The organism is Dickeya ananatis (genome assembly GCF_019464615.1).
Lineage (GTDB): Bacteria > Pseudomonadota > Gammaproteobacteria > Enterobacterales > Enterobacteriaceae > Dickeya > Dickeya oryzae.
This window is the reverse complement of record NZ_CP040816.1, coordinates 433,384-458,081: the sequence shown is the minus strand read 5'-3', so window position 1 is coordinate 458,081 and position 24,698 is coordinate 433,384. Positions and strand designations below refer to the sequence as shown.

Annotated in this window: 17 protein-coding genes; 5 read left to right on the top strand and 12 right to left on the bottom strand. The window is 54.6% G+C overall.

All coding sequences use genetic code 11. The annotated features are described in order from the left end of the window. The first annotated feature begins 234 nt into the window (after window positions 1-234). Entirely contained in the window at window positions 235-1,947 is a 1,713-nt protein-coding gene (locus FGI04_RS01905) for a hypothetical protein (RefSeq protein WP_407321735.1), read from the top strand. 17 nt (window positions 1,948-1,964) lie between these two features. Here FGI04_RS01905 and FGI04_RS01900 read toward each other — a convergent pair whose 3' ends face one another. Beyond that, window positions 1,965-3,254, bottom strand: coding sequence for an ABC transporter substrate-binding protein (locus tag FGI04_RS01900; RefSeq protein WP_407321736.1), 1,290 nt, complete (start codon window positions 3,252-3,254; stop codon window positions 1,965-1,967). A gap of 534 nt (window positions 3,255-3,788) precedes the next feature. On the opposite strand from FGI04_RS01900, the gene FGI04_RS01895 reads away from it, so the two are divergent. Together FGI04_RS01895 and queD are read left to right on the top strand one after the other, a co-directional pair. Beyond that, window positions 3,789-5,123 carry a glycoside hydrolase family 28 protein gene (locus FGI04_RS01895; protein WP_407321737.1) on the top strand — a complete coding sequence of 445 codons (1,335 nt, stop codon included), beginning with the start codon at window positions 3,789-3,791 and terminating at the stop codon, window positions 5,121-5,123. A gap of 235 nt (window positions 5,124-5,358) precedes the next feature. Next, complete coding sequence (gene queD, locus FGI04_RS01890) at window positions 5,359-5,727, top strand: 6-carboxytetrahydropterin synthase QueD (RefSeq protein ID WP_407321738.1); 369 nt, start codon at window positions 5,359-5,361, stop codon at window positions 5,725-5,727. 36 nt (window positions 5,728-5,763) lie between these two features. Here queD and queE read toward each other — a convergent pair whose 3' ends face one another. Further along, the gene (gene queE, locus FGI04_RS01885) at window positions 5,764-6,435 is read right to left on the bottom strand and encodes a 7-carboxy-7-deazaguanine synthase QueE (protein ID WP_407321739.1); all 672 of its coding nucleotides are present in this window, start codon (window positions 6,433-6,435) and stop codon (window positions 5,764-5,766) included. 241 nt (window positions 6,436-6,676) lie between these two features. On the opposite strand from queE, the gene FGI04_RS01880 reads away from it, so the two are divergent. After that, window positions 6,677-7,651: an MBL fold metallo-hydrolase gene (locus FGI04_RS01880; protein WP_153508175.1), complete on the top strand. Its 975-nt coding sequence runs from the start codon at window positions 6,677-6,679 to the stop codon at window positions 7,649-7,651. Between the two features lie 71 nt (window positions 7,652-7,722). Here FGI04_RS01880 and bglB read toward each other — a convergent pair whose 3' ends face one another. From bglB to rlmD, 7 genes are all read right to left on the bottom strand, one after another. Beyond that, the gene (bglB, locus tag FGI04_RS01875) at window positions 7,723-8,862 is read right to left on the bottom strand and encodes a beta-galactosidase BglB (protein ID WP_407337330.1); all 1,140 of its coding nucleotides are present in this window, start codon (window positions 8,860-8,862) and stop codon (window positions 7,723-7,725) included. Between the two features lie 92 nt (window positions 8,863-8,954). Continuing rightward, a complete protein-coding gene (locus tag FGI04_RS01870; RefSeq protein WP_407337328.1) occupies window positions 8,955-10,529 on the bottom strand; it encodes an MFS transporter in 1,575 nt (524 codons plus the stop codon). Between the two features lie 515 nt (window positions 10,530-11,044). Beyond that, window positions 11,045-12,343 carry a phosphopyruvate hydratase gene (gene eno / locus FGI04_RS01865; RefSeq protein WP_016940420.1) on the bottom strand — a complete coding sequence of 433 codons (1,299 nt, stop codon included), beginning with the start codon at window positions 12,341-12,343 and terminating at the stop codon, window positions 11,045-11,047. A 97-nt stretch (window positions 12,344-12,440) separates the two neighbouring features. Then, on the bottom strand, window positions 12,441-14,078 hold the full coding sequence (gene pyrG, locus FGI04_RS01860) for a glutamine hydrolyzing CTP synthase (protein WP_016940421.1): 1,638 nt from the start codon (window positions 14,076-14,078) through the stop codon (window positions 12,441-12,443). 226 nt (window positions 14,079-14,304) lie between these two features. After that, the gene (gene mazG / locus FGI04_RS01855; RefSeq protein ID WP_038905470.1) at window positions 14,305-15,102 is read right to left on the bottom strand and encodes a nucleoside triphosphate pyrophosphohydrolase; all 798 of its coding nucleotides are present in this window, start codon (window positions 15,100-15,102) and stop codon (window positions 14,305-14,307) included. Between the two features lie 67 nt (window positions 15,103-15,169). After that, window positions 15,170-17,407 (bottom strand): GTP diphosphokinase, encoded by a 2,238-nt coding sequence (relA, locus tag FGI04_RS01850; RefSeq protein WP_407337327.1) that lies wholly within the window; start codon window positions 17,405-17,407, stop codon window positions 15,170-15,172. Between the two features lie 9 nt (window positions 17,408-17,416). Continuing rightward, window positions 17,417-18,751 carry a 23S rRNA (uracil(1939)-C(5))-methyltransferase RlmD gene (rlmD, locus tag FGI04_RS01845; RefSeq protein WP_342699769.1) on the bottom strand — a complete coding sequence of 445 codons (1,335 nt, stop codon included), beginning with the start codon at window positions 18,749-18,751 and terminating at the stop codon, window positions 17,417-17,419. Window positions 18,752-18,811: 60 nt separating this feature from the next. Here rlmD and barA point away from each other — a divergent pair, with 60 nt between their 5' ends. After that, the gene (gene barA / locus FGI04_RS01840; protein WP_342699770.1) at window positions 18,812-21,580 is read left to right on the top strand and encodes a two-component sensor histidine kinase BarA; all 2,769 of its coding nucleotides are present in this window, start codon (window positions 18,812-18,814) and stop codon (window positions 21,578-21,580) included. A gap of 126 nt (window positions 21,581-21,706) precedes the next feature. On the opposite strand, the gene FGI04_RS01835 is transcribed toward barA, so the two are convergent. From FGI04_RS01835 to garL, 3 genes are all read right to left on the bottom strand, one after another. Beyond that, complete coding sequence (locus FGI04_RS01835) at window positions 21,707-22,849, bottom strand: glycerate kinase (protein ID WP_342699771.1); 1,143 nt, start codon at window positions 22,847-22,849, stop codon at window positions 21,707-21,709. Between the two features lie 100 nt (window positions 22,850-22,949). Then, the gene (gene garR / locus FGI04_RS01830; RefSeq protein ID WP_342699772.1) at window positions 22,950-23,834 is read right to left on the bottom strand and encodes a 2-hydroxy-3-oxopropionate reductase; all 885 of its coding nucleotides are present in this window, start codon (window positions 23,832-23,834) and stop codon (window positions 22,950-22,952) included. Window positions 23,835-23,908: 74 nt separating this feature from the next. Then, window positions 23,909-24,679, bottom strand: a complete 771-nt coding sequence (gene garL, locus FGI04_RS01825; protein ID WP_342699773.1) for a 2-dehydro-3-deoxyglucarate aldolase — start codon at window positions 24,677-24,679, stop codon at window positions 23,909-23,911. Window positions 24,680-24,698 lie beyond the last annotated feature (19 nt).

The following is a 24,698-nucleotide window of genomic DNA, read 5'->3' as shown; positions in this document are numbered from 1 at the left end:
CAGATAGGATATAAGGTAACCATCCCTACCTGAACAATTAAAGACAGGATGGCAATATTTAATAACCAAAATGACTAAATAGTTTTTTTGATAACACTTATTGCTTTAAGTGTTATTGATCACAATTTATTGCATTGATTATTGGGATGTTTATTTTCCGCTATCGCGCAGACGTGAAACCCTAAATAATCCGGGGGCAGAACCCTATTTCGTGACCCAGGGAGCATACCGATAATGTGGCAGCGTCGCGCACTGGAACTCAATACCCAGGATATCTGGCACTGGCAGCGGGTCATCACGTTGGTGGAATATGCCCGTCGTTACGGTTTCAATACGCTGGTGCTAGGTCAGGCGGACTTGCTGGACAAGCTGGTGACGCCCGTGGCTTATCAGTCAGCCCGTTTTGACGATCGTATCAGCAGTCAACAGCGATCGCGCTGCGTCTACCTCAATCAGGTTGCCGCTTACTGTCGCGAGCAAGGGTTAGCGTTATACCTGCAATGCAAAGAACTGACGTTCCCCACCGACTTGCTATTGCAGTATCCCCATTTACTGGACGATGCACGTCAGTTCCGCATTGATACCCACTTCTGGTGTGATTATCTGGCTGCCAAAGTCGAACAACTGATGCAGCAAATTCCGCGATTACATGGGCTGATGCTGGCTATCTCCAACAGCGACAGCCTGATACGTTTCGCTCCACCACCCGGCGAAGAGATACAACGCGGCGGCACAGTCCCCCCAGCCACAGACAGCGAACCGGTCTACCGGCAATTGTTCGCGGCCGTTGCCCGCGTTATCCACGCCCACCAGCGCCACCTGGTATTACGCGCCTTTCCGGCTAATCACCAGGATATGTCCCGTGTACTGGACGCTATCCGCAGCCTGCCGACTAGCGTATCCGCCGCCATCAAAATGACGCCGGAACGCTTCTGGCCGGAATTTCCCAATAATCCGGCACTGCTGGAACTGGGGGATCGGGAAGTCTGGGTGGAGTTGGATCTGGCTGGCGAAGAAGTCGGCTGGGGCAATTTACCGTTTTTGCGCTACACCGAAGTACAAGGGCGGTTGTTATGGTGTCGGGAGAAAAATCCGGCCATCGTCAGCGCAGCTTGTCGCATCAGTTGGGACGGCGTCGATAACCACAGCGTATTAGGCTCGCTGAGCGAGTTCACCCTGTTTGCTTGCGCGCACCTGCTAAATGACAACGCGCCACCGATGAACGAAAGCGACCTTTTTCGCCGCTGGCTGGCGGAATGTTGGCAATGGCAACCGGATGATGAGGTTTGTCACACCATGCGAACCTTGCTGGAACAGGCACAACAGGCGCTGTCGTTATCGCTGTACGCACGCCACCACGTGTTCCATCGCCATAGCCTGTTGCCATCCAGTTATGGTCAGGCGGTGTGGAGCCTGTACGGTCAGCTTAACCGCAATCACTGGCTCCCCGGTTCCGGACGCGACATCACCTTTGAACGTCAGGAACCGGAACTGGCCTCCCACAATCTGTACCAGATTGTGCGGGAGAAAGACACCGCCTGGCAGTTAGCCGAGCAAAGCCAACAGGCAGCCATGCAGTTTGCCCGTGACCACCCACTGCCGGAGCCACTACGTCAGCGCTGGCTACAAGAATGGCGAGGGCTCGCGCTCTATTGCCGGGCTTTCGTCCATGCACAGAAAGCTTTTTTCACGTTGCACTATTGCCAGCGTGTGGAAAATAACTGGACGCTACGTGAGATAGCCAAAACCAATATTCAGGCGCTTTATGGCGTAGCCCATGAAATGGATGATTTCAGCCTGCAACACCGGGATTACCCGGTCAGTATGCATGTCATGTTTGATGCTGATCGCCCACGCTCGCTGGCAGACAGTCTGCAACAGCAGCTGACTGCGCTCACGCAAGATATCGGTGGTCATCACCCGACAGCGCCACGCCATGAAGCGTAGCGCCATCGGGCCGACAATTAGCGGATCACGCGCTTGAGAATGCGATTACCGGCCTCGCTAAACGTTCTGGCGGAGACTTCCACGGTCTTATTACCGTAATCCAGTTGCTCGACCGTTTGCAGAATCAGACTGGACAGTTGCGGGTCTTCAATATACGAAGACACCGGGGTTTGCATGGGTTTTTCCAGTGCCTGCATCAACCCTTTCACCGCCAGATCCTGCGTGTCCAGCTTGTGGTTATCCTGTAGCGTCTGTCGTGCCACCCGGCTAAGCGGTACGCCGCGCTCGGTCCCCATCAGGAGGCTGCCTTCTGGTTCATTCATCAGGAAATTGAGTAACAGTGCCGCCTCTTTCGGGTGCCCGCTGTTTTTGCTGATGGCAAACAGCATGGAGGGCTTGAAGAACTGCCCAGGATTATCCGAGCCAGGCGTCATGATGTACGGCCCCAGTTCCAGTTTGGCGGGCGGTGCTAACGGTTCAGCGTATTTTTTCACCACCGAGGCCCACAATTGTGCCCCGCCGTACTCACCGTTAATCCACGGACGGGTTTCAAATACTCCCGCCTTGCCAAAGGCGTTGTAGTACTTCGTCGATGGAATAACATGCTCATCCACCAACCGTTTATAGAAACGGAACGCTTCCAGCCACTGTGCGTCGGTGTAATTAAAGCGCTTGTTCTGCTCGTCAATCATGCCGATATTGAATTTCTGCGTCATATAGGTGTTGAGCAGTTCCAGCAGCCCTTCCCCGCTGTCTTGCGCCGGGGACGCTAATGGGAAGTAGTTATCACCGAGCTTTTCTTTAAACACCTTGCCAGCCTGAAATAGTTCTTCCCAGGTGGTGGGATACGCCAGACCGGCTTTTTTCCAGGTATCGACGTTGTAGTACATCACCAGCCCGTTCAGTGAGGTCGAGATAGCGTTTACCTTGCCATCGACCGTCGTTAGCGCATCGGTGGGGAAATCCTGCAATTTCAGGGTATCTTTCAGTGTATTGAGGTCATAAAAGCCAGTACCGGTGCGGGAAAAAATCGGGATCCAGTTCCAGTTGATCTGCATAACGTCCGGCTCCTGACCACTGGCGATTTGCGTCGTCAGGCGTGAAAGATAGCCGTCCCAACCGGTATATTCTGCTTTAACGGTAATTCCCGGGTATTTCTTCTGGAATGCGTCAATCGCTGCCAGCGTAGCCTGATGACGGCTGTTGCCTCCCCACCAGGCCATGCGTAACGTCACCTGTTCCGCAGCCTGAACCTGGCCCAGCAAGGTCAATGCCAACAGCAGTAATCCTGTCAGTAATCTCATCATGTCCCCGATCCTCTTGGTGTTGTTATTTTAGGGCGGAAGGGTAATCAGGCAGGTACAGAGCACCTCCCGCTGGCAAACAAGATAGACAGATTGCTGTTGTCTTCACCAGTGCCGGGGGAGCCTCTGATACGCGTTATGCGGGGCAGGCTGAAAAAATGTGTACCGTCAGCCCTGACAGCATTCATTTCATGGACATGGGTGCCCTCTTTATCACACGGCACTCCTGCTACCTCACAGCCCATCGCCTGCAGTAAACATCTTGCGCGATCTGCTTCACACTTATTTAACAAAAATAAAACACACGCGGTTACTGACGCGACAGGCCGACATCGGAAGGGATTAAAGTGTGATGAAACACACATTACGCTCGGGCGGTGGCGGGTATGACGTTATCACGATCACATTCCGGCTGATGGCGTCAGACTGGCTGTGAAGGCGCTCTAACCTTCAATGATTTCCCGTCGCGCTACGGCTGCTGACGAGAAAAAGCCGTGCTGGAATAGCCCATCATCTGCCCGATACAGGATCACCACCATGACGCTATCTTTTCGTACCTATCAGCCCGCCGCCGATGGCATTACCCCGGATACCGCACGCTTCCAGCAAGCACTCGACGACCTGGACGCACAGGGCGGCGGCACGCTGGTGGTCGAGTCGGGACGTTATTTGCTAGGGGGTCTGCGGCTTCCTTCGAACTGTTGCCTGCAACTGGATGAAGGCGCGGAACTTATCGCCAGCGCCTGTTATGACGATTTTGCCCACACCACGACGCTCAGCGTGGCAGAGCTTTCCAACCGTGCATTTTTGTATGCACGCCAGCAGCGCAACATCACCTTGTGTGGAAAAGGAAAAATTACTGGCAGCGCCGATGCCTATTTTTCGGCACAGCCCGATGAACAAGGCTATCGGTTACCCGCACAACATCGGCCGCGTATTGTGGTGCTGGAGGACTGTGAGCAGATTACGATACAGGATATCACTATCGAACACGCGCCGATGTGGACCGTTCATCTGGTGAGTTGCCGTCAGGTCAACGTTGAACGCCTGACGGTGGATAACGACATGACGATGGCCAACACCGATGCGCTCAATCTCGACAGTTGCCAGGATGTCATCGTCCACGATTGCCATTTGAGCGCGGCCGATGACGCTTTGTGCATCAAAACCACGGCCAAGCCACCAGCCATGCAATATAAAGCACAGCGTATGAGCATCAGCCACTGCCGGTTACGCTCACGCAGCTGTGCACTAAAAATTGGCACCGAAACCTTTGCCGATATCGAAGACCTGAACGTCAGCCACTGCACTCTTTACGACTCCAACCGAGGGATCGGCCTTATTTCACGCGATGGCGGCGCATTTCGTCGAATTTGTTTTAGCGATATCACGGTCGAATGCGTCACTGCACCGCCGTGTCATTGGGGGAAAGCAGACCCGATATTCATCTCGGTACGTTACCGCGATCCAACGATAGAACCGGGGGTTATTGAGCAGGTTCGCTTTGTGCGGATAACCGGTGTCAGTGAAGGGGCCATCAATCTGCACAGTACGCCAGCAGGTTATGTCCGCGATATTCATTTCGAGGACATAACACTGACACAACAGCCGAGCGATAGTACGGAACAAGGTCTGTACGACGTTCGCCCGCCCTGTAACCCGGCCCGCCCCACCGGCATGGGACTGGATAACGCGTATCTGGTTAATCCCGATACCGGGCGCGCTTATGGCGTGGAGGCTTATCCGGGGGGAATGCCCGCGTTGTTTGCTCGCGGCATTAACGGGCTGACATTGCACAACATGACGCTACAACGCCCCTCCCCGTTGCCTGTCGGCTGGAACCACGAGGCGATTATCGAACTGGCAGAGTAGCTATTGAACTGACAGTGTAATGATTGAACTGACAGCATAACCTGACCGCCTGATTGCGCCGTTCCCTTCGGACTGGCGCAACAGACACAAGCGACAGTGACGGGTACAAGGGATAGCGACCTTACAACAAGGCATAGACCTCACACAAGGTATAGTCGTGTTGTCAGGAAACGTGCTTCACACCGTACTTTCCGGTAGTATGCGACGGTTTTTTGAATGACACGAGAGCATCACCATGCCAACCACACTGTTTAAAGACTTCCAGTTTGAAGCCGCACACCGGCTTCCCCATGTGCCGGACGGCCATAAATGCGGCCGCCTGCATGGTCATTCGTTCATGGTTCGACTGGAAATTACCGGTGAGGTCGATCCTTATACCGGCTGGGTGATGGATTTCGCCGAATTGAAAGCGGCGTTCAAGCCAACCTGGGAGCGGTTAGATCACCACTACCTCAACGAGATCGCAGGGCTTGAAAACCCAACCAGCGAGGTGCTGGCCCGTTGGATTTGGCAGCAGCTTAAACCGACACTGCCGTTACTCAGCGCTGTGACCGTCAAGGAAACCTGCACCGCCGGGTGCATCTACCGCGGCGAAGAGGACTAACCCCACACCCAACGCCGCGCGCTATTTTCCGGCTCGTCAGGCGATATTCAGGTATTTGTGAGTCTGCATCGATAAACGCCAGTTGCGGGCGATGCAGGTTTCAATACACAGCCGGGTGGCATCCTCTTTCTGGCTGACGGGTTGTAAGGCAACAATCCGTGCCTTATCGTCATCCAGTCGCGCCAGTAACCCATCCAATGCCTCGATATCCCGCTCACGCGCCACCGGGTGTTTGATTTCATCCGCCCGTTGCAACGCCTGATCCAACACAGCCAGACCACCTCGCATATTCACTTTGGGAGACACCGTCACCCAACAGGCTGATGAGCAACGCACCTCATGGGTGCCGCTGGTTTCAATCTGGGTACTGAATCCCTGCTGTTCCAGCGCCTGCGTCAACGGCGTTAAGTCATGAATACAAGGCTCGCCGCCGGTAATCACCACATGTCTGGCGCTGTACCCCTGCTGCGTTATCTGTTGCAACAGCTCCTCGACACTGGAACTGCTCCAGGCATCACTTTCCCCGCGCTTAACCAGAACCTCCGCCAGTGAGATCTGCCGCTCTGGCAGTGTGTCCCAGGTGTGTTTGGTATCACACCAACTGCACCCTACCGGGCACCCTTGTAGACGGATAAACACCGCCGGGACGCCGGTAAAAAAACCTTCGCCCTGCAGGGTCTGGAACATTTCGTTAATCGGGTAACGCATCGTGTTTGAGTATTCCTTCTGGCTAAACCACTATTATCGCCGATACTGGATGTCATGCCAAACCGCCGGGTGCGCTTCCCAACCGAACGGCTGAATGAAACGGTGACCTGAAAACGGTTGTCAGAAAAAAGCAGTTACCGGGAAAAGACGACTGTCGGAAATTTGTACCTTCCCGCTTCCCGGTTAATAATCAACAGGCAGCATATATCCGGCCGAACTTCTTCAAATAAGGAAATGCAAGATGACGTTATTAAAGCCCCTGGCTGTTTTCTGTTTATCACTTTCTCTGGTGTCGACATTCGCCCATGCCGAAGCCGTCGCGCAAGTCAAAACCCAACCCGGTTATTACCGTATCATGGTCGGGCAATATGAAATTACTGCCTTGTCTGATGGCACCAACACCATGCCCATGGACAAGCTACTCACCCGCACCCCACGCGAGAAAATTGTCAGCCTGCTGGACGCCAGTTACCTGAAACCACAGGTGGAAACCTCCATCAATGCCTTTCTTATCAACACCGGCAAAAACCTGATTCTGGTCGACAGTGGCACCGGGGCACTGGGGGGTAAAACCACCGGTAAAACCCTGACCAACCTGAAAGCCGCAGGTTATAAACCGGAGCAGGTCGATACCGTGCTGGTCACCCACCTGCATGCCGATCACTTCGGCGGGCTGGTTAGCGACGGCAAGCTGGTTTATCCCAACGCCGTCATTTATGTGAACCAGAAAGACACGGATTTCTGGTTGAGTCAGGATAATCTGAAAAAAGCGCCCAAAGATAAAAAAGCCGGATTTGAACGCGTGCAGGAAGTGTTCCGCCATATTCGTGAGGCTGGCAAACTCAGAACATTTACCGATCACCAGTCGCTGCCAGCCAATATCGTTGCCGTACCGACGCCAGGCCATACCCCCGGCCATACTGCATTTTTGGTCAACAGCGACGGGCAGAAAATCCTGCTGTGGGGAGACATCGTCCATGCCGAAGCGGTACAGATGCCACTACCGGATACCGCTATCACCTTTGACTCCGATAGCGATCAGGCGGTTCGCACCCGCGATGCATTACTGAAAGAGACGGTGAAACAGGGCTATTGGGTGGCTGGCGCACACCTGCCATTCCCCGGTATTGGTCACGTCGCGGCACAGCATGATGCCAGCGGTAAAACCAACGGTTATCGCTGGTTACCGGTGAATTACAGTCTGTCGGGATTATGAGTCATCTCGTTCATCAAAAACACGGGCTTCCAGCGGAAGCCCGTGCAACATGACCTTACCTGTCGACGATTTTACAGATAAACGCGCAAGTACTCTGACAGACACAAAATCGCCATCGCTTGACCATACGGCATGGAGGTCAGCGGAATCTGGCGATAGTAATCCAGATCTTTCCCCATCGCTGTCCCGAAGGAGACGTTGAGCAGCTCGCCGCTCTCGCTGATATTCGCCAGTACGCCACGCATCGCCTTTTCCGCCACCTCGGCGTAGCGACGGTCAATGTAGCGTTTGCGTACCGCTTTCAAGATGCCATAGGCAAACCCGGCAGTCGCGGAGCTTTCCAGATAAGAATTGGGGTCGTCGAGCAAGGTATGCCACAGACCGCTATCATCCTGATACTTCGCCAGAGCATCGACCTGACTCTCCAGCACCTGAATCAGAAAACGGCGGGTGGCGTTACCTTCGGGCAAATCCAGCAGTTCAATAAATTCCGGAATAACGATGGTCAGCCAACTGTTGCCGCGCGCCCAACGCGCCTGGGCAAAACTGTGGTTGCCGTCAAACGTCCAACCGTGGAACCACAAGCCGCTTTGACGATCCATCAGGTACTGCACATGCAGCAGGAACTGGTAGGTCGCTTCCTCCACAAATTCAGGACGATTAAGCAACTTGCCGATCTTCGCCAGCGGCAACACGCTCATCATCAGGGTATCGTCCCACAGCTGATCGGTGTTTTCGCTGTTATAGACGATGTGTTGCAACCCGTTCTTATGGGTACGCGGCATATCGTACATCACCCATTCTGCCCAGCGTCCAAGATACGGCACCCAACGACTGTCGCCGGTTTCTTCATAGCGATAGGCAAGCGTCAAAAACGGGCATACCGTGTTGACGTTTTTGGTCGGCGTCCCCTCTTCCAGTCGAGCGGTAAACCAGTCATCGATGATAGCGCGCATCCGCTCATCGCCGGTCTGGCGATAATACTGGTAGATGCCATACAGCCCGATGCCGTGCGTCCATTCCCAGCCAGCCCACCCTTTGGTGTCGATGACCCGGCCGTCATCCAGACGTAGCAGGAATTCACCGGTTTTATCTTCGATATTGACAAGATTGTCGGTCACCCGACAAATCAATGCCTTTAACTCGTCCCGAGAGATAACGTATTCGGGCTGGCGCAACAGCGCACTATGCTTTACAGGAAAAATGGTCATAACAGATATCCAGTTCCAGTTTTATTACCCATCAATCGATGGCTTAACAGTCAATCACGTCGCGCCAAAGCGCGTCAGCGTTAACGACAGGCTCAATGGACGCCGTGGTGAGGCGTTCCGCGGGCTATCGACCTGGCTGGCGCTTTATGGCGGTTGAGGTAACCAATGTTGTTGTTCCCCCACAGCGACTCATAAGGCATACCCGCCAGCATCTCCACTGTCTCACGCGCTTCGGGCGTAATTTTTTCCGGTACGATACGGCCAGCTTCGCGCATTTTCGCCGTTTCCTGCCGCAAGACTTCATGGGTTTGCAGATTCAGTTTAAAGCGCAAGGACACCAGAAAACCCAATGCCAGTACGGCGACAGTCCCAAAGCACAGCACCGTCAGAATGGTGTGGCTGACGCCCGGTGCCTGAACGCTCTGACCAGAAACAAAACCGGATAGCTGTAAAACGATCCCCACCAGCATCACCGCCCCCGCCTGAGAGGCTTTACGGGTCAAAGTCATAATCCCGGCGAAGATCCCTTCACGACGTTGTGCGGTGATCACCTCGTCCACATCCGCAATGTAGGTATAGGTATTCCATGGAACATAGTTGATGCCGCCACGTCCCAGACCGGCCAGGCCAGACACCAGCAACAACAGCGAAAATGCCGAATGCATCCCGCTGTAATACAGGAAGCCATACGAGAGTGCGCTCACACCAAACAGGCATACCACCATGCGGTAAGACGGTGCCGGACCAAATTTGATGCACAACGGGATCATCGCGATCACCGCGATAAATTGCAGGATAGCCATCGTCCCCATCAGGTTTGACGCCACCGTCGGGCTTTGCATCAACACGAACACCACGTAATACGTGAACACCGCATTAAATACGTCCTGCGCGATGTAACCGCCCAGATACATCCCTAAATGCTGGCGGAAGATGCGAATACGCAGCGTCGACAGCAGTTCAATATTGAGGCGCTTGAGGCTCTGTCCGAGCGTCAGTGACTGACGTTCTTTTTCCGCCCGTAATGAGGCTTCAGACATCTGGTCGCGTGACCGCTCCCAGGTAAACAGATACACCAATGTCAGTACACACGCGCAAATGACTGAGAACACCAGACTGGCGTAGAAAAAAGACACCGCGTTATCTTTGCCGAAATGCCCCAGCAGAATGCCCGGCAAAAACGCGGCCAGAATAGCCGACAACTGTGCCAGCGCGATACGCGCGCCGGAAAACTTGGTTTTTTGTTTAAAGTCATCCGTCATTTCCGGCACCAGCGTTTCATACGGCACCAGTACCATGGTGTAAATAACGTCAAACAGCAGGTAGGTTAGCAGGTAATACCAGTAATCCATGTAGCCGACCCACATCAGGCTGTAGCTGAAGACACAAGGAATACCAAGCAGAATAAAGAACTTGCGACGCCCAAAGCGCTTACCCAACCAGGTCGAGCCGAAGTTATCGGTCAGGAAGCCCATCAATGGGCTGACGACGGCATCCAGCACCCTGGCCATAGCAAAAATAAAGGTCGCCTCAATCGGCGTCAGACCGCAAAACGTGGTGTAAAAATAGAGCAACCAACCAGCGGTGAGCGCCGTGGTACCGGCCCCGAGAAAATCGCCGGAACCGTAGGCCAGATAATTCGCCAGCCCAATCTTACGTGTTTTCATCGCCATCCTTCCTCATTGATTGTATTTATGAAGGTGTTGCAGCGGCCCTAAAAAACATCGCTGCCGCCGTAGCGTTAAGGTAGCGAGGCAGCAAGGCAAAAACCTTTGTGCGTTTGCCACCCCCTCATCGCTATTGGCATCTGCGGGAAGAACCAGCCGATCGGCTTCAAACTTCTTATCGAAATAGGATTTTGAATCAGCAGAACCTGTAGTTTGAAATCACTCTACCGGGTCGTGAGGCAGGCCGCATGCGGCGAAGAAGAGATTTGGGATCGGGTTCATTATTTGTTAGTGCAAGGTTCAGGACTCTAAAAAGAGTCAGGAAGCGTGCTCATACATCAACAACGTCGCCCTCCTCCTGGCAGGTCAAAAGACGGGGTAACGCTATCCACCACACCAGACCGTATCGCGCTGGCAGCAGACCATGAACGACAGGCAAAAAAAATCCGGAAGCGAAAACGCTTCCGGATTGCAGAGGTGATTTCCGGCGAGTTAACTCACCGGATGGCAGGCGATTAAGCCTGACCTTTCACTTCTTTCAGGCCGTTGAACGGTGCAGCGTCGCCCAGTGCTTCTTCGATACGAATCAGCTGGTTGTACTTAGCAACACGGTCAGAACGGCTCATAGAACCGGTTTTGATCTGGCCAGCCGCCGTACCTACCGCCAGGTCAGCGATAGTAGCGTCTTCGGTTTCACCGGAACGGTGAGAAATAACGGCAGTGTAGCCTGCATCTTTCGCCATCTTGATAGCAGCCAGCGTTTCAGTCAGAGAACCGATCTGGTTGAATTTGATCAGGATGGAGTTGGCGATGCCTTTCTCGATACCTTCTTTCAGGATCTTGGTGTTGGTTACGAACAGGTCGTCACCCACCAGCTGGATTTTGTCACCCAGCACTTTGGTCTGGTAAGCAAAACCGTCCCAGTCAGATTCGTCCAGACCGTCTTCGATAGAAACGATCGGGTACTGTTTGGTCAGGTCTTCCAGGAAGTGAGTGAATTCTTCAGAGGTGAACGCTTTGTTGCCTTCGCCAGCCAGAACGTATTTACCGTCTTTGTAGAATTCAGACGCTGCACAGTCCATCGCCAGGGTGATGTCTTTGCCCAGCACGTAACCAGCTGCTTTTACCGCTTCAGCGATAACGGCCAACGCTTCTGCGTTAGAGCCCAGGTTCGGTGCATAGCCGCCTTCGTCACCGACAGCGGTGTTCATGCCTTTGGACTTCAGTACTTTTGCCAGGTTGTGGAACACTTCAGAACCCATACGGATGGCTTCTTTAACAGTTTTCGCGCCAACCGGCTGAATCATGAATTCCTGGATGTCGACGTTGTTGTCGGCGTGCTCACCACCGTTGATGATGTTCATCATCGGCAGCGGCATGGAGTATTTGCCCGGGGTGCCGTTCAGTTCAGCGATGTGAGCATACAGCGGCAGGCCTTTTGACGCGGCAGCGGCTTTGGCGTTAGCCAGAGAAACAGCCAGAATGGCGTTAGCGCCGAAGTTGGATTTATTCTCGGTACCGTCCAGATCGATCATGATCTTGTCGATAGCAGCCTGATCCTTAGCGTCTTTGCCCAGAACAGCCTGTGCAATCGGACCGTTTACCGCAGCAACAGCTTTAGTGACGCCTTTGCCCAGGAAACGGGATTTGTCGCCGTCACGCAGTTCCAGCGCTTCGCGGGAACCCGTAGAAGCGCCTGACGGTGCAGCAGCCAGACCAACGAAACCACCTTCCAGGTGAACTTCCGCTTCAACAGTTGGGTTTCCGCGTGAGTCGATGATTTCACGGCCAATGACTTTAACGATTTTGGACATCAGATTTTCCTCAGTACAAGTTAAACTAAAACCTCAGACGGCAACGCGCGATCAGAAGACCGCGCGTTGCTGCAAAACTCATTTCACTGGTAAAACCTTACTTCACCTGACGCTTCTGGTACGCCCCGGCGGCTTTGACAAAGCCGGCGAACAGCGGGTGCCCGTCACGCGGTGTGGAGGTAAATTCCGGATGGAACTGACACGCCACGAACCACGGATGATCAGGAATTTCGACAATCTCAACCAGCTTGCGGTCAGCGGAGACACCAGCAACACGTAATCCCGCCGCCTCAATCTGTTTTAACAACATATTGTTGACTTCGTAACGGTGACGGTGACGTTCAATGATCGTCGGTTCACCGTACATCTGACGCACCAGGCTGCCTTCTGTCAGATGACACTGCTGCCCACCGACACGCATCGTGCCGCCAAGGTCGCCATCTTCCGTGCGCACTTCAAGATTACCATCCGCATCACGCCATTCGGTAATCAACGCCACCACCGGGTACTTACAGTCTGGCACAAACTCGGTGGAGTTGGCGCCGTCCATACCCGCGACATGACGAGCGAACTCGATCAGCGCCACCTGCATGCCCAGACAGATGCCGAGGTAAGGGATGTTGTTCTCACGGGCATAACCTGCCGCCATGATTTTCCCTTCCACCCCACGGTAACCAAACCCACCCGGCACCAGTATCGCATCCAAACCTTTCAGCACATCGACACCGCGGGTTTCGACATCCTGCGAATCGATGAACTTGATATTCACCGTCAGACGGTTTTTCAAACCGCCATGTTTCAACGCTTCAACGACGGACTTATACGCATCCGGCAGTTCTACATACTTGCCTACCATACCGATGGTCACTTCACCAACCGGATTGGCTTCTTCGTAAATCACCTGCTCCCATTCTGACAGGTTTGCTTCCGGACAGTTCAAGCTGAATCGTTTACAAATATAATCGTCCAGACCCTGAGATTTCAATAGCGCTGGAATTTTATAAATGGAATCAATGTCCTTCAGCGAGATAACGGCTTTCTCCGGCACGTTACAGAACAGCGCAATTTTTGCGCGCTCGTTAGCCGGTACAGTGCGGTCGGAACGGCAAATCAACACGTCAGGCTGGATACCGATAGACAGCAATTCTTTCACTGAATGCTGAGTCGGCTTGGTTTTCACCTCACCCGCCGCGGCCATGTACGGCACCAGCGTCAGGTGCATAAACAGGGTGTGTTCACGCCCCACTTCCACCGCCATCTGCCGAATCGCTTCAAGAAACGGCAGAGACTCGATATCACCAACCGTACCGCCGATTTCTACCAGCACCACGTCATGGCCTTCGCCGCCTTCGATAATACGTTCTTTAATGGCGTTGGTGATGTGCGGAATGACCTGAATGGTCGCCCCCAGATAGTCACCCCGACGCTCCTTACGCAGAACGTCAGAATAAATGCGTCCGGTGGTGAAGTTATTGCGGCGCGTCATCTTTGTACGAATAAAACGCTCGTAGTGACCCAAGTCGAGATCGGTTTCAGCGCCATCTTCGGTGACAAACACTTCGCCGTGTTGCGTCGGGCTCATCGTGCCCGGATCCACATTGATATACGGGTCCAGTTTCATGATGGTCACGTTGAGGCCACGGGCTTCGAGAATAGCCGCGAGGGAGGCTGCGGCAATGCCTTTACCCAGAGAGGATACGACCCCGCCGGTCACAAAAATATAATTAGTTGTCATGCTGAACCTGAAAGTTTAGGTTTAAGGACGATGGAAAGACCAGGACGGGAAAGTAGTATACCCGAACCTGGTAGACGCCACAAATGATCGTTTTACCCTTTGTGACGTTGACAGGCTCCGGCTGGTAAGGTATTTCCCGAGCGCACAGGAGACAATGTTCGTGTTTACAATCAGCCGGATAGCACGAAACAGCGCATGAAATGCGCCTTTCACTCAGAAAATGAACTCAATCTTTTCTTTCTGATGCTTTTACCTGCTGCCAGGCCATTTCCATTTCGTCTAACGTCGCGTCAGACAAGGTTTTGCCTTGGGCAGCAATGCGTTGTTCTACCTGCTGGAAACGGCGAGTGAACTTGCGATTAGCCTGTTGCAACGCCGTTTCCGCTTTATGACCGAGATGGCGGGACAAATTGACCGCCGCAAACAGCATGTCACCTATCTCCTCACCCAGTTTTTCCGGGTCGATCACCGCCTGCTGTGCCTCAGCCATCACCTCATCGATCTCTTCATACAGCTTATCGACCACCGGCCCAAGCGTCGTCCAGTCGAAACCGACGGCGGCACACCGCTGCTGGATTTTATGCGCCTGCATCAGCGCGGGCAGCGCCTGGGGAATGTCATCGAGTTGCGAATGGCGATCTTTTTCTGCCCGCTCTTGCGCTTTGGTCTGCTCCCAGTTAGCCAGCACCGCTTCACTGCTCGACAGAGTAGCGTCACCAAAGATATGTGGGTGACGGCGCTCCAGCTTATCGCTGATGGCATCACACACATCCGAGAAATCAAACAGCCCTTGTTCTTGCGCCATGCGTGCGTAAAACACCACCTGAAACAGCAGGTCGCCCAATTCACTGCGCAGGTCGTCAAAATCCTTACGGCTGATGGCATCAAGCACTTCGTAGGTTTCTTCCAGCGTATACGGGGCGATGGTGTCAAAGGTTTGTTCGCGATCCCAGGGGCAACCGTTTTCCGGGTCACGCAGTTGCTGCATGATGCGCAGCAAGCGCTCGATGGCAGATGAATTCATAATAATCCTGATAATGACATGATAAAGGCGGGACCAGCCCGCCTTAAGGTAGTAACAACGGTATCAATTAATTGCCCTGCAAGCGCCGAGCGTCAATCACATCCGGCAGTTGATTAAGCTTAGCCAGTACCCGGCCCAGCACCTGCAGATTGTAGATTTCGATATCCATGTCGATAGTCGCGAGTTGCTGTTTCACGTCGCTGCGGCTGGATACCCCCAACACGTTGACCTTCTCGTTGGCCAGAATAGTGGTGATATCACGCAATAAGCCGCTGCGGTCATTGGCGGTCACTCTGACGACCAGCGAGTAGCCGCTGGAGTAGCTTTCCCCCCACACGGCCTCGACAATACGCTCCGGCGCATGGCTGCGCAGGTCATCGAGCTGTTCGCAATCGGCACGGTGAATAGAAATGCCGCGCCCGCGGGTGATGAAACCGATGATGTCATCCCCCGGAATCGGCTGGCAGCAACGCGCGATGTGGTGCATCAGGTTGCCGACGCCTTCTACCACCACCCGGCCATTGTCCTTGGTACTGGCACGCTGAGCAGGTTGATGGGATTTCTGCGTCAACTGGCGCAGCGCTTCACGATCCTGCTCTTCCGCACTCGGCTGGTTCACCTTCGATTGCAGGAAGTTCACCAGCTGATTCAGGCGGATATCGCCACCACCGATGCCAGCCAGCAATTCATCCATCGAATTGATGTTGTAACGCGGCAACAGCAGTTTTTCAGCCATCTTCAGGCTCACACCAAGATGCGCCAGTTCATCATCCAGGATCTGTTTACCCGCAAGAATATTCTTGTCCCTGTCCTGCTTGCGGAACCAGTTGTGAATTTTGGAGCGCCCGCGGCTGGTGGTGATATACCCCAGATTGGGGTTCAGCCAGTCACGGCTTGGGTTCGGCTGCTTCTGAGTAATGACCTCGATTTGGTCACCCATTTGCAGCTGATAGGTGAACGGCACGATACGCCCGCCCACTTTGGCACCGATGCAGCGGTGACCGATATCGCTGTGGATGTGATAGGCAAAATCCAGCGGCGTGGAGCCGGAGGGTAAATCCACCACATCGCCTTTGGGCGTAAACACATACACGCGGTCGTCGAACACCTGGCTGCGCACCTCGTCGAGCATTTCGTCCGAGTCAGCCATTTCTTCCTGCCAGGCCAGCAATTTACGCAGCCAGGCGATGCGTTCTTCATAGCCGGAACGCCCGCTGGTGGAGGCACCTTCTTTGTATTTCCAGTGCGCAGCAACCCCCAGCTCGGCATCCTCGTGCATCTGCCGGGTACGAATCTGAATTTCCAGCGTTTTACCGCCCGGCCCTAACACCACAGTGTGGATCGACTGATAACCGTTAGGTTTAGGGTTGGCGACGTAGTCGTCGAATTCATCCGGCAGGTGGCGATAATGGGTATGCACAATCCCGAGCGCGGCGTAGCAATCCTGCAAGCGCTCAACCACGATACGCACCGCCCGCACATCAAACAGCTCATCAAACGACAGCGATTTTTTCTGCATCTTGCGCCAGATGCTGTAGATATGCTTGGGACGGCCATAAACCTCAGCTTTCAGCCCTTCGGTTGCCATCGAGACGCGCAGGTTTTTAACGAAGTCGTCAATGTACTGCTCACGGTCGATACGCCGTTCGTGCAGCAGTTTAGCGATGCGCTTGTACTCATCCGGGTGCAGATAACGGAAGCAGAAATCCTCAAGCTCCCACTTGAGCTGACCGATACCCAGCCGGTTCGCCAGCGGCGCATAGATATTGGTACACTCTTTAGCCGCCAGCACGCGCTCTTCTTCTGGTGCGTCTTTCACTTCACGCAGGTGGGCGATACGCTCAGCGAGCTTTATCACCACGCAGCGGAAATCTTCCACCATCGCCAGCAGCATACGGCGGATATTATCCACCTGTTCAGACGCCATCGAATCGTGCTGGGTGGCTTTAAGCTGGCGAATCGCATCCATATCGCGCACGCCATGCACCAGATTGACGATATTCTTGCCAAAGGTTTCCTTCAGCGTGTCTTCTTCCACCACGTTGGCGTCGGCCAACGGGAACAGCATCGCCGCGCGCATGCTGTCGTTATCCATACTCAGGGTAGAGAGGATTTCCACCATTTCGATGCCGCGCCACAACAGCAACATCGCATCCGGGTGGCCTTGTGTTTTTTCTTCGCAGTAACGCCATGTCTCGGCGAGACGTTCGCACGATGTTTTACTGGCGATACCCAGGGAGGCAATCCACGCGTCCGGCACGAACTTGCCTTCAGTATTCAAATGCGCACTTCTTACCGCAACCATAATTTCTCCCTACTTTACCGAACCTTCGGAACCAAGCAAAAACAGTGCCATTGACTCAAGATGTCCGGTATGTGGAAACATATCCAACATGGTCAACCGGGCCAAACGATAACCGGCCGCCATCAGTACCTTGCTATCTCTCGCCAGCGTGGTGGGGTTACAGGATATATACACCACCCGCCGGGGAGCCAGTTTCACAATCTGCGGCATCACACCCGGCGCACCGGCGCGAGCCGGATCAAGCAATACTTTATCAAACCCCATTGACGCCCACGGTTGTCGGGTAACGTCTTCTTCCAGATTATGATGATAAAATGTGACCTGGGTCAGCCCATTGCGCTGGGCATTCTCCTGCCCTTTCTCCACCAGCGCCGCGACACCCTCAACACCGACCACCCGACCCGCATGCTGCGCCATCGGTAACGTGAAATTGCCCATGCCGCAAAACAGGTCAAGCACGCTGTCCTGCGGTTGCAGTTCCAGCCACGCTAACGCCTGCGCCACCATACGTTGGTTAATGTCATCATTCACCTGAATAAAATCACGCGGACTGAACGCCAGCGATAACCCGGCGATACGATAAGACGGCATGTCGCCGTGCAGACACTCCAGCGTGTCCGCTTGCGGCGCGGCAAACAGCGACGCACCGTGCGCCTGCGCAAACGCCGTCAATACGTGCTGGTCGGCGTCACACAACGGCTCCAGATGACGCAAAATGACCAGCGGCCCTTGTTCCGCCAACACCAGCTCCACATGCCCAAGCCGCCGCTGCGCCTGCAACTGCTCCAGACAGTCGCGTAACGGCACCAGTAAGGCTTCCAGCGCCGGATGCAGAATCGGACAGGCGCGGATATCCACCAGGTCGTGCGACCCCGCCTGCCGATAGCCCATCTGCAACTGGCGTGTTTTCGCCTGATAGTATAATGCAAGGCGCGCGCGGCGGCGGTAGCCATAGGCCGCCGCACCGATAACTTCCGGCTCCGGTACGGTTTCACCGGTTTCCCGTTGCATCAGGTGTTTCAGTGCGGCCGATTTACTGCGATGCTGTAACGGCTGGCTGGCATGCTGCTGCTGGCAGCCGCCACACACGGAAAAATGTGGGCAACGCGGCGCTACGCGTTCTTCGCTGGTTGTCAGTAAACGTCGCAATTTGGCGTGGGCAAACTGGCGTTTGTCTTGCGTTAGCTGCACCTCGGCCTGCTCTCCCGGTAAGACGCCGGGAATGAACACCGTTTTTCCCTGATGACGGGCGACTCCCTGTCCGAATGGATCGAGATCATTCACCGTCACGGTAAGGGTTTGCCGGGTCGTCACGCGCCGGTTTGGAGAGTAGAATTGCGCCATAAGTGTGCTGTCATTGATTTAATGGAATAGTCGACCTTAATTGTCCCACATTGGAACCCCATGACCAAATACAGTCTGCGCGCACGAATGATGATACTGATTCTGGCCCCAACGATGCTGATCGGGCTGTTGCTCAGTAGCTTTTTCGTCATCCACCGTTATAACCAGTTGCAGGAACAGTTGGCTGACGCGGGTGCCAGCATCATTAAACCGTTGGCAGCCAACAGTGCCTATGCCTTGACCCAACGACAGCCTGAATCGCTGCGGCAACTGGTCAACATGCTGCACCGCCATCACTCCGGCATTGTGCGTGCCATTAGCGTATTTGACGCCCGTAACCAGTTAATCGTCACCAGTAATCCGAACAACCCACACGCCTTGATGTTGCAGGTGCCGCCAGGCAGCCCGATGCCGACCACGCTGCAACTACAAGACGAAGGCGAAAGTCTGGTGTTGCAGATGCCTATCGAAAACGAAGGTCCGCTTGCGACCAATACGCTGGTCAGCCGACAAACGCCAATGGGGTATGTGGCGGTCGAACTGGATTTAAACACGATACGGTTACAGCAATACCGCGAGATGTTCATGGCCGCGATGCTGTTGCTATTCTGTATGGGCGTGGCGATGTTGCTGGCCTATCGCCTGATGCGCGACGTGACTGCGCCCATCCGCAACATGGTGGAAACCGTAGACCGTATTCGTCGCGGCCAGTTGGACAGCCGGGTAGAAGGCCACATGCTGGGCGAACTGGACATGCTGAAAAACGGCATCAACTCGATGGCGATGTCACTGACCGCCTATCATGAGGAAATGCAGCAAAACATCGACCAGGCGACGTATGACCTGCGCGAAACGCTGGAACAGATGGAAATCCAAAACGTCGAGTTGGATTTAGCCAAAAAACGGGCACAGGAAGCCGCACGCATCAAATCTGAATTTCTGGCTAACATGTCTCACGAACTGCGCACACCGCTCAACGGTGTTATCGGTTTTACCCGGCAAACGCTGAAAACCCAGCTCACGACAACCCAGAAGGACTATCTGCAAACCATTGAGCGTTCGGCCAATAATCTGCTCAACATCATCAACGACGTACTGGATTTCTCCAAGCTGGAAGCCGGGAAACTGGTGCTGGAGAATATCCCATTTTCGCTGCACAACACGCTCGATGAAGTGATCATGCTGTTAGCGCACACCGCCCATGAGAAAGGGCTGGAGTTGACACTCAACATTCAGCACGATGTGCCGGAGCAATTTGTCGGCGATCCACTGCGTTTGCAGCAAATCATTACCAATTTGCTGGGTAACGCCATCAAGTTTACCGAGCAGGGCAACATTGATATCCGCATCGAGAAACGCAAACAGGAAAACCTGCAGGTATTACTGGAAATCCAAATTAAAGATACCGGCATCGGTATCGCCGAAGCGCAGCAGACTCAGTTATTTCAGGCGTTCCGTCAGGCGGACACCAGCATTTCACGCCAGCATGGCGGCACCGGTCTGGGGCTGGTGATAACCCAGCGACTGGTTCGAGAGATGGGTGGCGATATCAGCTTCCACAGTAAGCTCAATCAGGGCACAACCTTCTGGTGCACCGTCAACCTGACATTGAATCCACACATGCTGGAACCGGATTATCACTTTGCGCCGTTGCAGGGTAAACATCTGGCCTATGTGGAAACCAACCCGGCAGCGGCTCAGGCCACGCTCGACATTCTGGTGCATACACCGCTCACCGTTAGCTACAGCCCGACGCTGGAGCAATTGCCGGAACGCACCTTCGATATCCTGCTGATAGGCGTACCGATCTATTATCGCAATACGCTGCTGGATTTTACGCCACTGATTCGCGACTTCTGCCGTCTGGCATCACGCGTCATTCTGGCTCTGCCCAGCCTGGCGGAAATGGAAGCCGAGCAGTTGAAGGCATTCGGCGTCCATGCCAGTTTGAGCAAACCAATTACCGCACCACGGCTCTTATCACTGCTGCAGGACACTAACCTGTTTAGCCAGGAACATCATGAAGAGGTACAGGCCCTGCCGCCCCCTGCCACAGCGCTCCAGCGTTTACCGCTCAGCGTGATGGCAGTCGACGACAACCCCGCCAACCTGAAGTTGATTGGTGCGTTGCTGGAAGAACAGGTAGAAAACATCATTTTGTGTGAAAGCGGCGCTGATGCGATCGCTCGCGCCCGGGAAACCCGTCTGGATATCATCCTGATGGACATTCAGATGCCGGGTATGGACGGGTTACAGGCCAGTGAGCACATCCGGCGGTTGCCGCAACACGCACAAACCCCGATTGTGGCGGTCACCGCGCATACCATGAGCGGAGAGCGCGAAGTGCTGTTACAGGCCGGTATGGATGACTATCTGTCCAAACCGATTGATGAACAGATGCTGCGCCAGACACTGCTGCACCATACCAGCAAGCCCGAACCTGAATTGACCGTGTTACCGCCAACGGTGGCCACGCCATCGCCTTTGTCACTGGACTGGGACCTGGCGTTACGACAGGCCGCCAGCAAACCGGATCTGGCGCGTGACCTGCTGGCGATGCTACTCGACTTTCTCCCCGAAGTGCGTGAGCAGATAAACGCGGTGCTGGCTGGCAATCCACCGAATAATCTCGTCGATATCATTCATAAACTGCACGGCAGTTGCAGTTATAGCGGTGTGCCGCGGCTCAAGCAAATTTGCCACTACCTTGAACAGTCGCTACGCAAAGGCCTGCCCGTTGATGAGCTGGAGCCGGAATGGCTGGAATTGATGGATGAGATGACCAACGTGGAAAAAGCTGCCCGGAAACGACTTGAGATCTCGGCCTGAATACTTTCATCGGGAAGCGTTCTCAGGCTCGACAACCAGATTTCCCATCAGGCAGGCGTCGCAGACAAAGGCAGCGCCTGCCGGTTGATAAGCCGCCCGACTGACGGCCCGTGATGAGTCAGTGGCTCAGACTAGGGTCTGTGCCAGTTTGATGGTGGCGGCGATATTGCGCGCCGTCATACGCACATTGTTGGCGGCGTTATCCAACGCCTCCTCCAGCGAGCAAATGGTGTACAGCACGCTGAATACGGCATCGAGACCGTGATCGTGTACCACACCCACATCGGCCGTCAGACTACCGGCAATGCCGATCACCGGTTTATGGTAGCGTTTGGCGACAGACGCCACACCAATCGGCACTTTTCCGTGAATGGTCTGGCTGTCGATACGGCCTTCACCGGTTATCACCAACGAGGCATCTTTGACCAGCTCATCCAGCCCCAGCGCCTCGGTAACAATCTCAATACCCCGGCGCAACTCCGCGCCGCAAAACGCCAGTAACGCCGCGCCCATGCCACCGGCAGCACCGGCTCCCGGCACCTGCTCGACATCGATATCCAGGTCATGGCGGATAACGCCAGCATAATGCTGCAAGGCCTTATCCAGCTGTTCTACCATCGCCTCGCTGGCACCTTTTTGCGGCCCAAACACCGCCGAAGCCCCTTGCTTGCCAGTCAATGGATTGGTGACATCACACGCCACTTCGAAACGGCACTGCTGAATACGCGGGTCAAGCGAATGGGTATCAATGTACGCCAGCCGGGCCAGCTCCGCGCCGCCAAAACCTATCGGCTGTTTCGCGTCATCGAGCAATTGCGCGCCCAACGCCTGCACCATCCCCGCTCCACCATCATTGGTGGCGCTGCCGCCGATACCAATAATGCAGTGACGCACACCGTGATCCAGCGCGCTGCGAATCAACTCGCCGGTGCCATAGCTGGTGGTCAATAGCGGATTGCGCAGATGCGGCGGCACCCGCTCCAGTCCACTGGCGGCCGCCATCTCGATGAACGCCGTTTTTTCATCCCCTGACAGCCCGAAAAAGGCTTCGATATCATCGCCCAACGGACCGGTGACGTTCACCCTGATGATTTTACCGCGGGTTGCCGCCACCATGGCCTCCACGGTTCCCTCTCCCCCATCGGCGACCGGCAGTTTCACATAGCTGGCTTCGGGGAACACCTCCCGAAAACCGGCCTCAATCTGCGTCGCCACTTCCTGGGCGGATAAGCTCTCTTTGTAAGAATCCGGTGCGATAACTATTTTCATAAACGACTCGCGTCATCAACTACCCGCGCTGCAGAACCGGCGCTAATCAAAATATTCCGTCAACCAGGCGGCGTGCGTTATGCCGACGCCGCCTTGTCGACTACCGAGTGACTTCCACTTTCGCCAGCTTCTCATAATAACGAGCCAGCGCACTGTGATCGGCACCGCCCAGATCATCGGCTTTCAGCGCCTGCATCATTTCCATTACGGCGGCGGTCAGCGGCAGTTGCGCTCCAACGCCGTGAGAGGTATCCAGCGCATTCGCCAAATCCTTGATATGCAGATCGATGCGGAAACCGGGTTTGAAATTGCGGTCCATCACCATCGGCGCTTTGGCATCCAGCACGGTACTGCCCGCCAGACCACCACGAATCGCCTGATACACCAGGTCTGGATTAACACCTGCTTTGGTTGCCAGCACCAGTGCTTCTGACATGGCTGCAATATTCAGTGCCACAATGACCTGATTCGCCAACTTGGTGACGTTACCGGCACCGATATCACCGGTATGCACCACTGAACCAGCCATTGCCTTCATCACGTCGTAGCAACGATCAAACACCGCTTTATCACCCCCCACCATGACTGACAGCGTACCGTCGATCGCTTTCGGCTCACCGCCGCTAACCGGTGCGTCCAGCATATCGACGCCTTTTTTCGCCAGGGCTGTAGCAATTTCACGGCTGGCCAACGGCGCGATAGAACTCATGTCGATAATGACAGCACCTTTGTGTGCGCCTTCAATCACACCGTTTTCGCCCAGCACCACCTCTTTCACGTGTGGAGAGTTCGGCAGCATGGTAATGATGATATCGCTCTGCTCGGCGATGGCTTTCGGCGTTGCCGCCGCGCTAGCACCCGCTGCGGTGACTTCGGCAACGGCTTCACTATTCCTGTCCAGCACCACCAATGAATAACCCGCTTTAATCAGGTTTTTGCTCATCGGTTTGCCCATGATACCCAGTCCAATAAAACCAATTTTCATTGCGATAACCTCGTTGTCCATTCAGTGACATGGTCAGATATGTTGACGGCCGATGCGGCCCTGATTAATCCGAATTACTTTTTGAATTTGTCGCACAACGCCTGAGTGGCACCACGGAACACACCCAGGTCGCTGCCGACGGCAACAAAACGGGCACCCCACTCCAGATAACGACGCGCATCCGCTTCCACCGGCGCGAGAATACCGCTCGGTTTACCGTGAGCCGCCGCACGTTCAAAAATGTGGCGAATGACTTTCTGCACTTCTGGGTGATTCGGCTGGCCCAGATACCCGAGTGCTGCCGACAGGTCGCCGGGGCCGACGAAAATACCGTCCACGCCATCGACGGCGGCAATCGCGTCCAGGTTGTCCACCCCTTCCTGCGTTTCTATCTGCACCAGCACGGTAATGTTGTCGTTAATGGTGCCAAAGTAGTCCGGCTCAGTGCCGTAGGCATTGCTGCGATGGCCGACCGATACACCACGAATCCCCGCTGGCGGGTAACGGGTTGATGCGACGGCACGAATGGCTTCCTCTTCAGTTTCTACGAAAGGGATCAGGAAGTTATAGAAACCGATATCCAGCAACCGCTTGATAATCACCGGCTCATTACAGGGCGGACGCACCACCGGCGCGCTGTGGCTGCCTTTGAGCGCCATCAGTTGCGGAATAAAGGTGTTGATGTCGTTCGGCGCGTGCTCGCCGTCCAGTACCAGCCAGTCGAACCCTGCCAGCCCCAATACCTCGGTGGAAATCGGATTAGCCAGCGCACACCAGCAACCGATCAGGGTATTGCCCTGACGTAAATCCTGGCGAAATTGGTTAGGCAACAGTGGCGTCTTCATGTTTTGTCCTTACTCTTTA

Bases quoted from the DNA above. Each gene is read 5' to 3' on its own strand.
- bglB (WP_407337330.1), bottom strand. From the start codon at position 8,862: ATGACCATTTTTCCTGTAAAGCATAGTGCGCTGTTGCGCCAGCCCGAA.
- queE (WP_407321739.1), bottom strand. From the start codon at position 6,435: ATGCGTTACCCGATTAACGAAATGTTCCAGACCCTGCAGGGCGAAGGT.
- garR (WP_342699772.1), bottom strand. From the start codon at position 23,834: ATGAAAATTGGTTTTATTGGACTGGGTATCATGGGCAAACCGATGAGC.
- relA (WP_407337327.1), bottom strand. From the start codon at position 17,407: ATGGTTGCGGTAAGAAGTGCGCATTTGAATACTGAAGGCAAGTTCGTG.
- FGI04_RS01900 (WP_407321736.1), bottom strand. From the start codon at position 3,254: ATGATGAGATTACTGACAGGATTACTGCTGTTGGCATTGACCTTGCTG.
- rlmD (WP_342699769.1), bottom strand. From the start codon at position 18,751: ATGGCGCAATTCTACTCTCCAAACCGGCGCGTGACGACCCGGCAAACC.
- FGI04_RS01880 (WP_153508175.1), top strand. From the start codon at position 6,677: ATGACGTTATTAAAGCCCCTGGCTGTTTTCTGTTTATCACTTTCTCTG.
- queD (WP_407321738.1), top strand. From the start codon at position 5,359: ATGCCAACCACACTGTTTAAAGACTTCCAGTTTGAAGCCGCACACCGG.
- FGI04_RS01905 (WP_407321735.1), top strand. From the start codon at position 235: ATGTGGCAGCGTCGCGCACTGGAACTCAATACCCAGGATATCTGGCAC.
- FGI04_RS01835 (WP_342699771.1), bottom strand. From the start codon at position 22,849: ATGAAAATAGTTATCGCACCGGATTCTTACAAAGAGAGCTTATCCGCC.
- FGI04_RS01895 (WP_407321737.1), top strand. From the start codon at position 3,789: ATGACGCTATCTTTTCGTACCTATCAGCCCGCCGCCGATGGCATTACC.
- FGI04_RS01870 (WP_407337328.1), bottom strand. From the start codon at position 10,529: ATGAAAACACGTAAGATTGGGCTGGCGAATTATCTGGCCTACGGTTCC.
- eno (WP_016940420.1), bottom strand. From the start codon at position 12,343: ATGTCCAAAATCGTTAAAGTCATTGGCCGTGAAATCATCGACTCACGC.
- pyrG (WP_016940421.1), bottom strand. From the start codon at position 14,078: ATGACAACTAATTATATTTTTGTGACCGGCGGGGTCGTATCCTCTCTG.
- garL (WP_342699773.1), bottom strand. From the start codon at position 24,679: ATGAAGACGCCACTGTTGCCTAACCAATTTCGCCAGGATTTACGTCAG.
- mazG (WP_038905470.1), bottom strand. From the start codon at position 15,102: ATGAATTCATCTGCCATCGAGCGCTTGCTGCGCATCATGCAGCAACTG.
- barA (WP_342699770.1), top strand. From the start codon at position 18,812: ATGACCAAATACAGTCTGCGCGCACGAATGATGATACTGATTCTGGCC.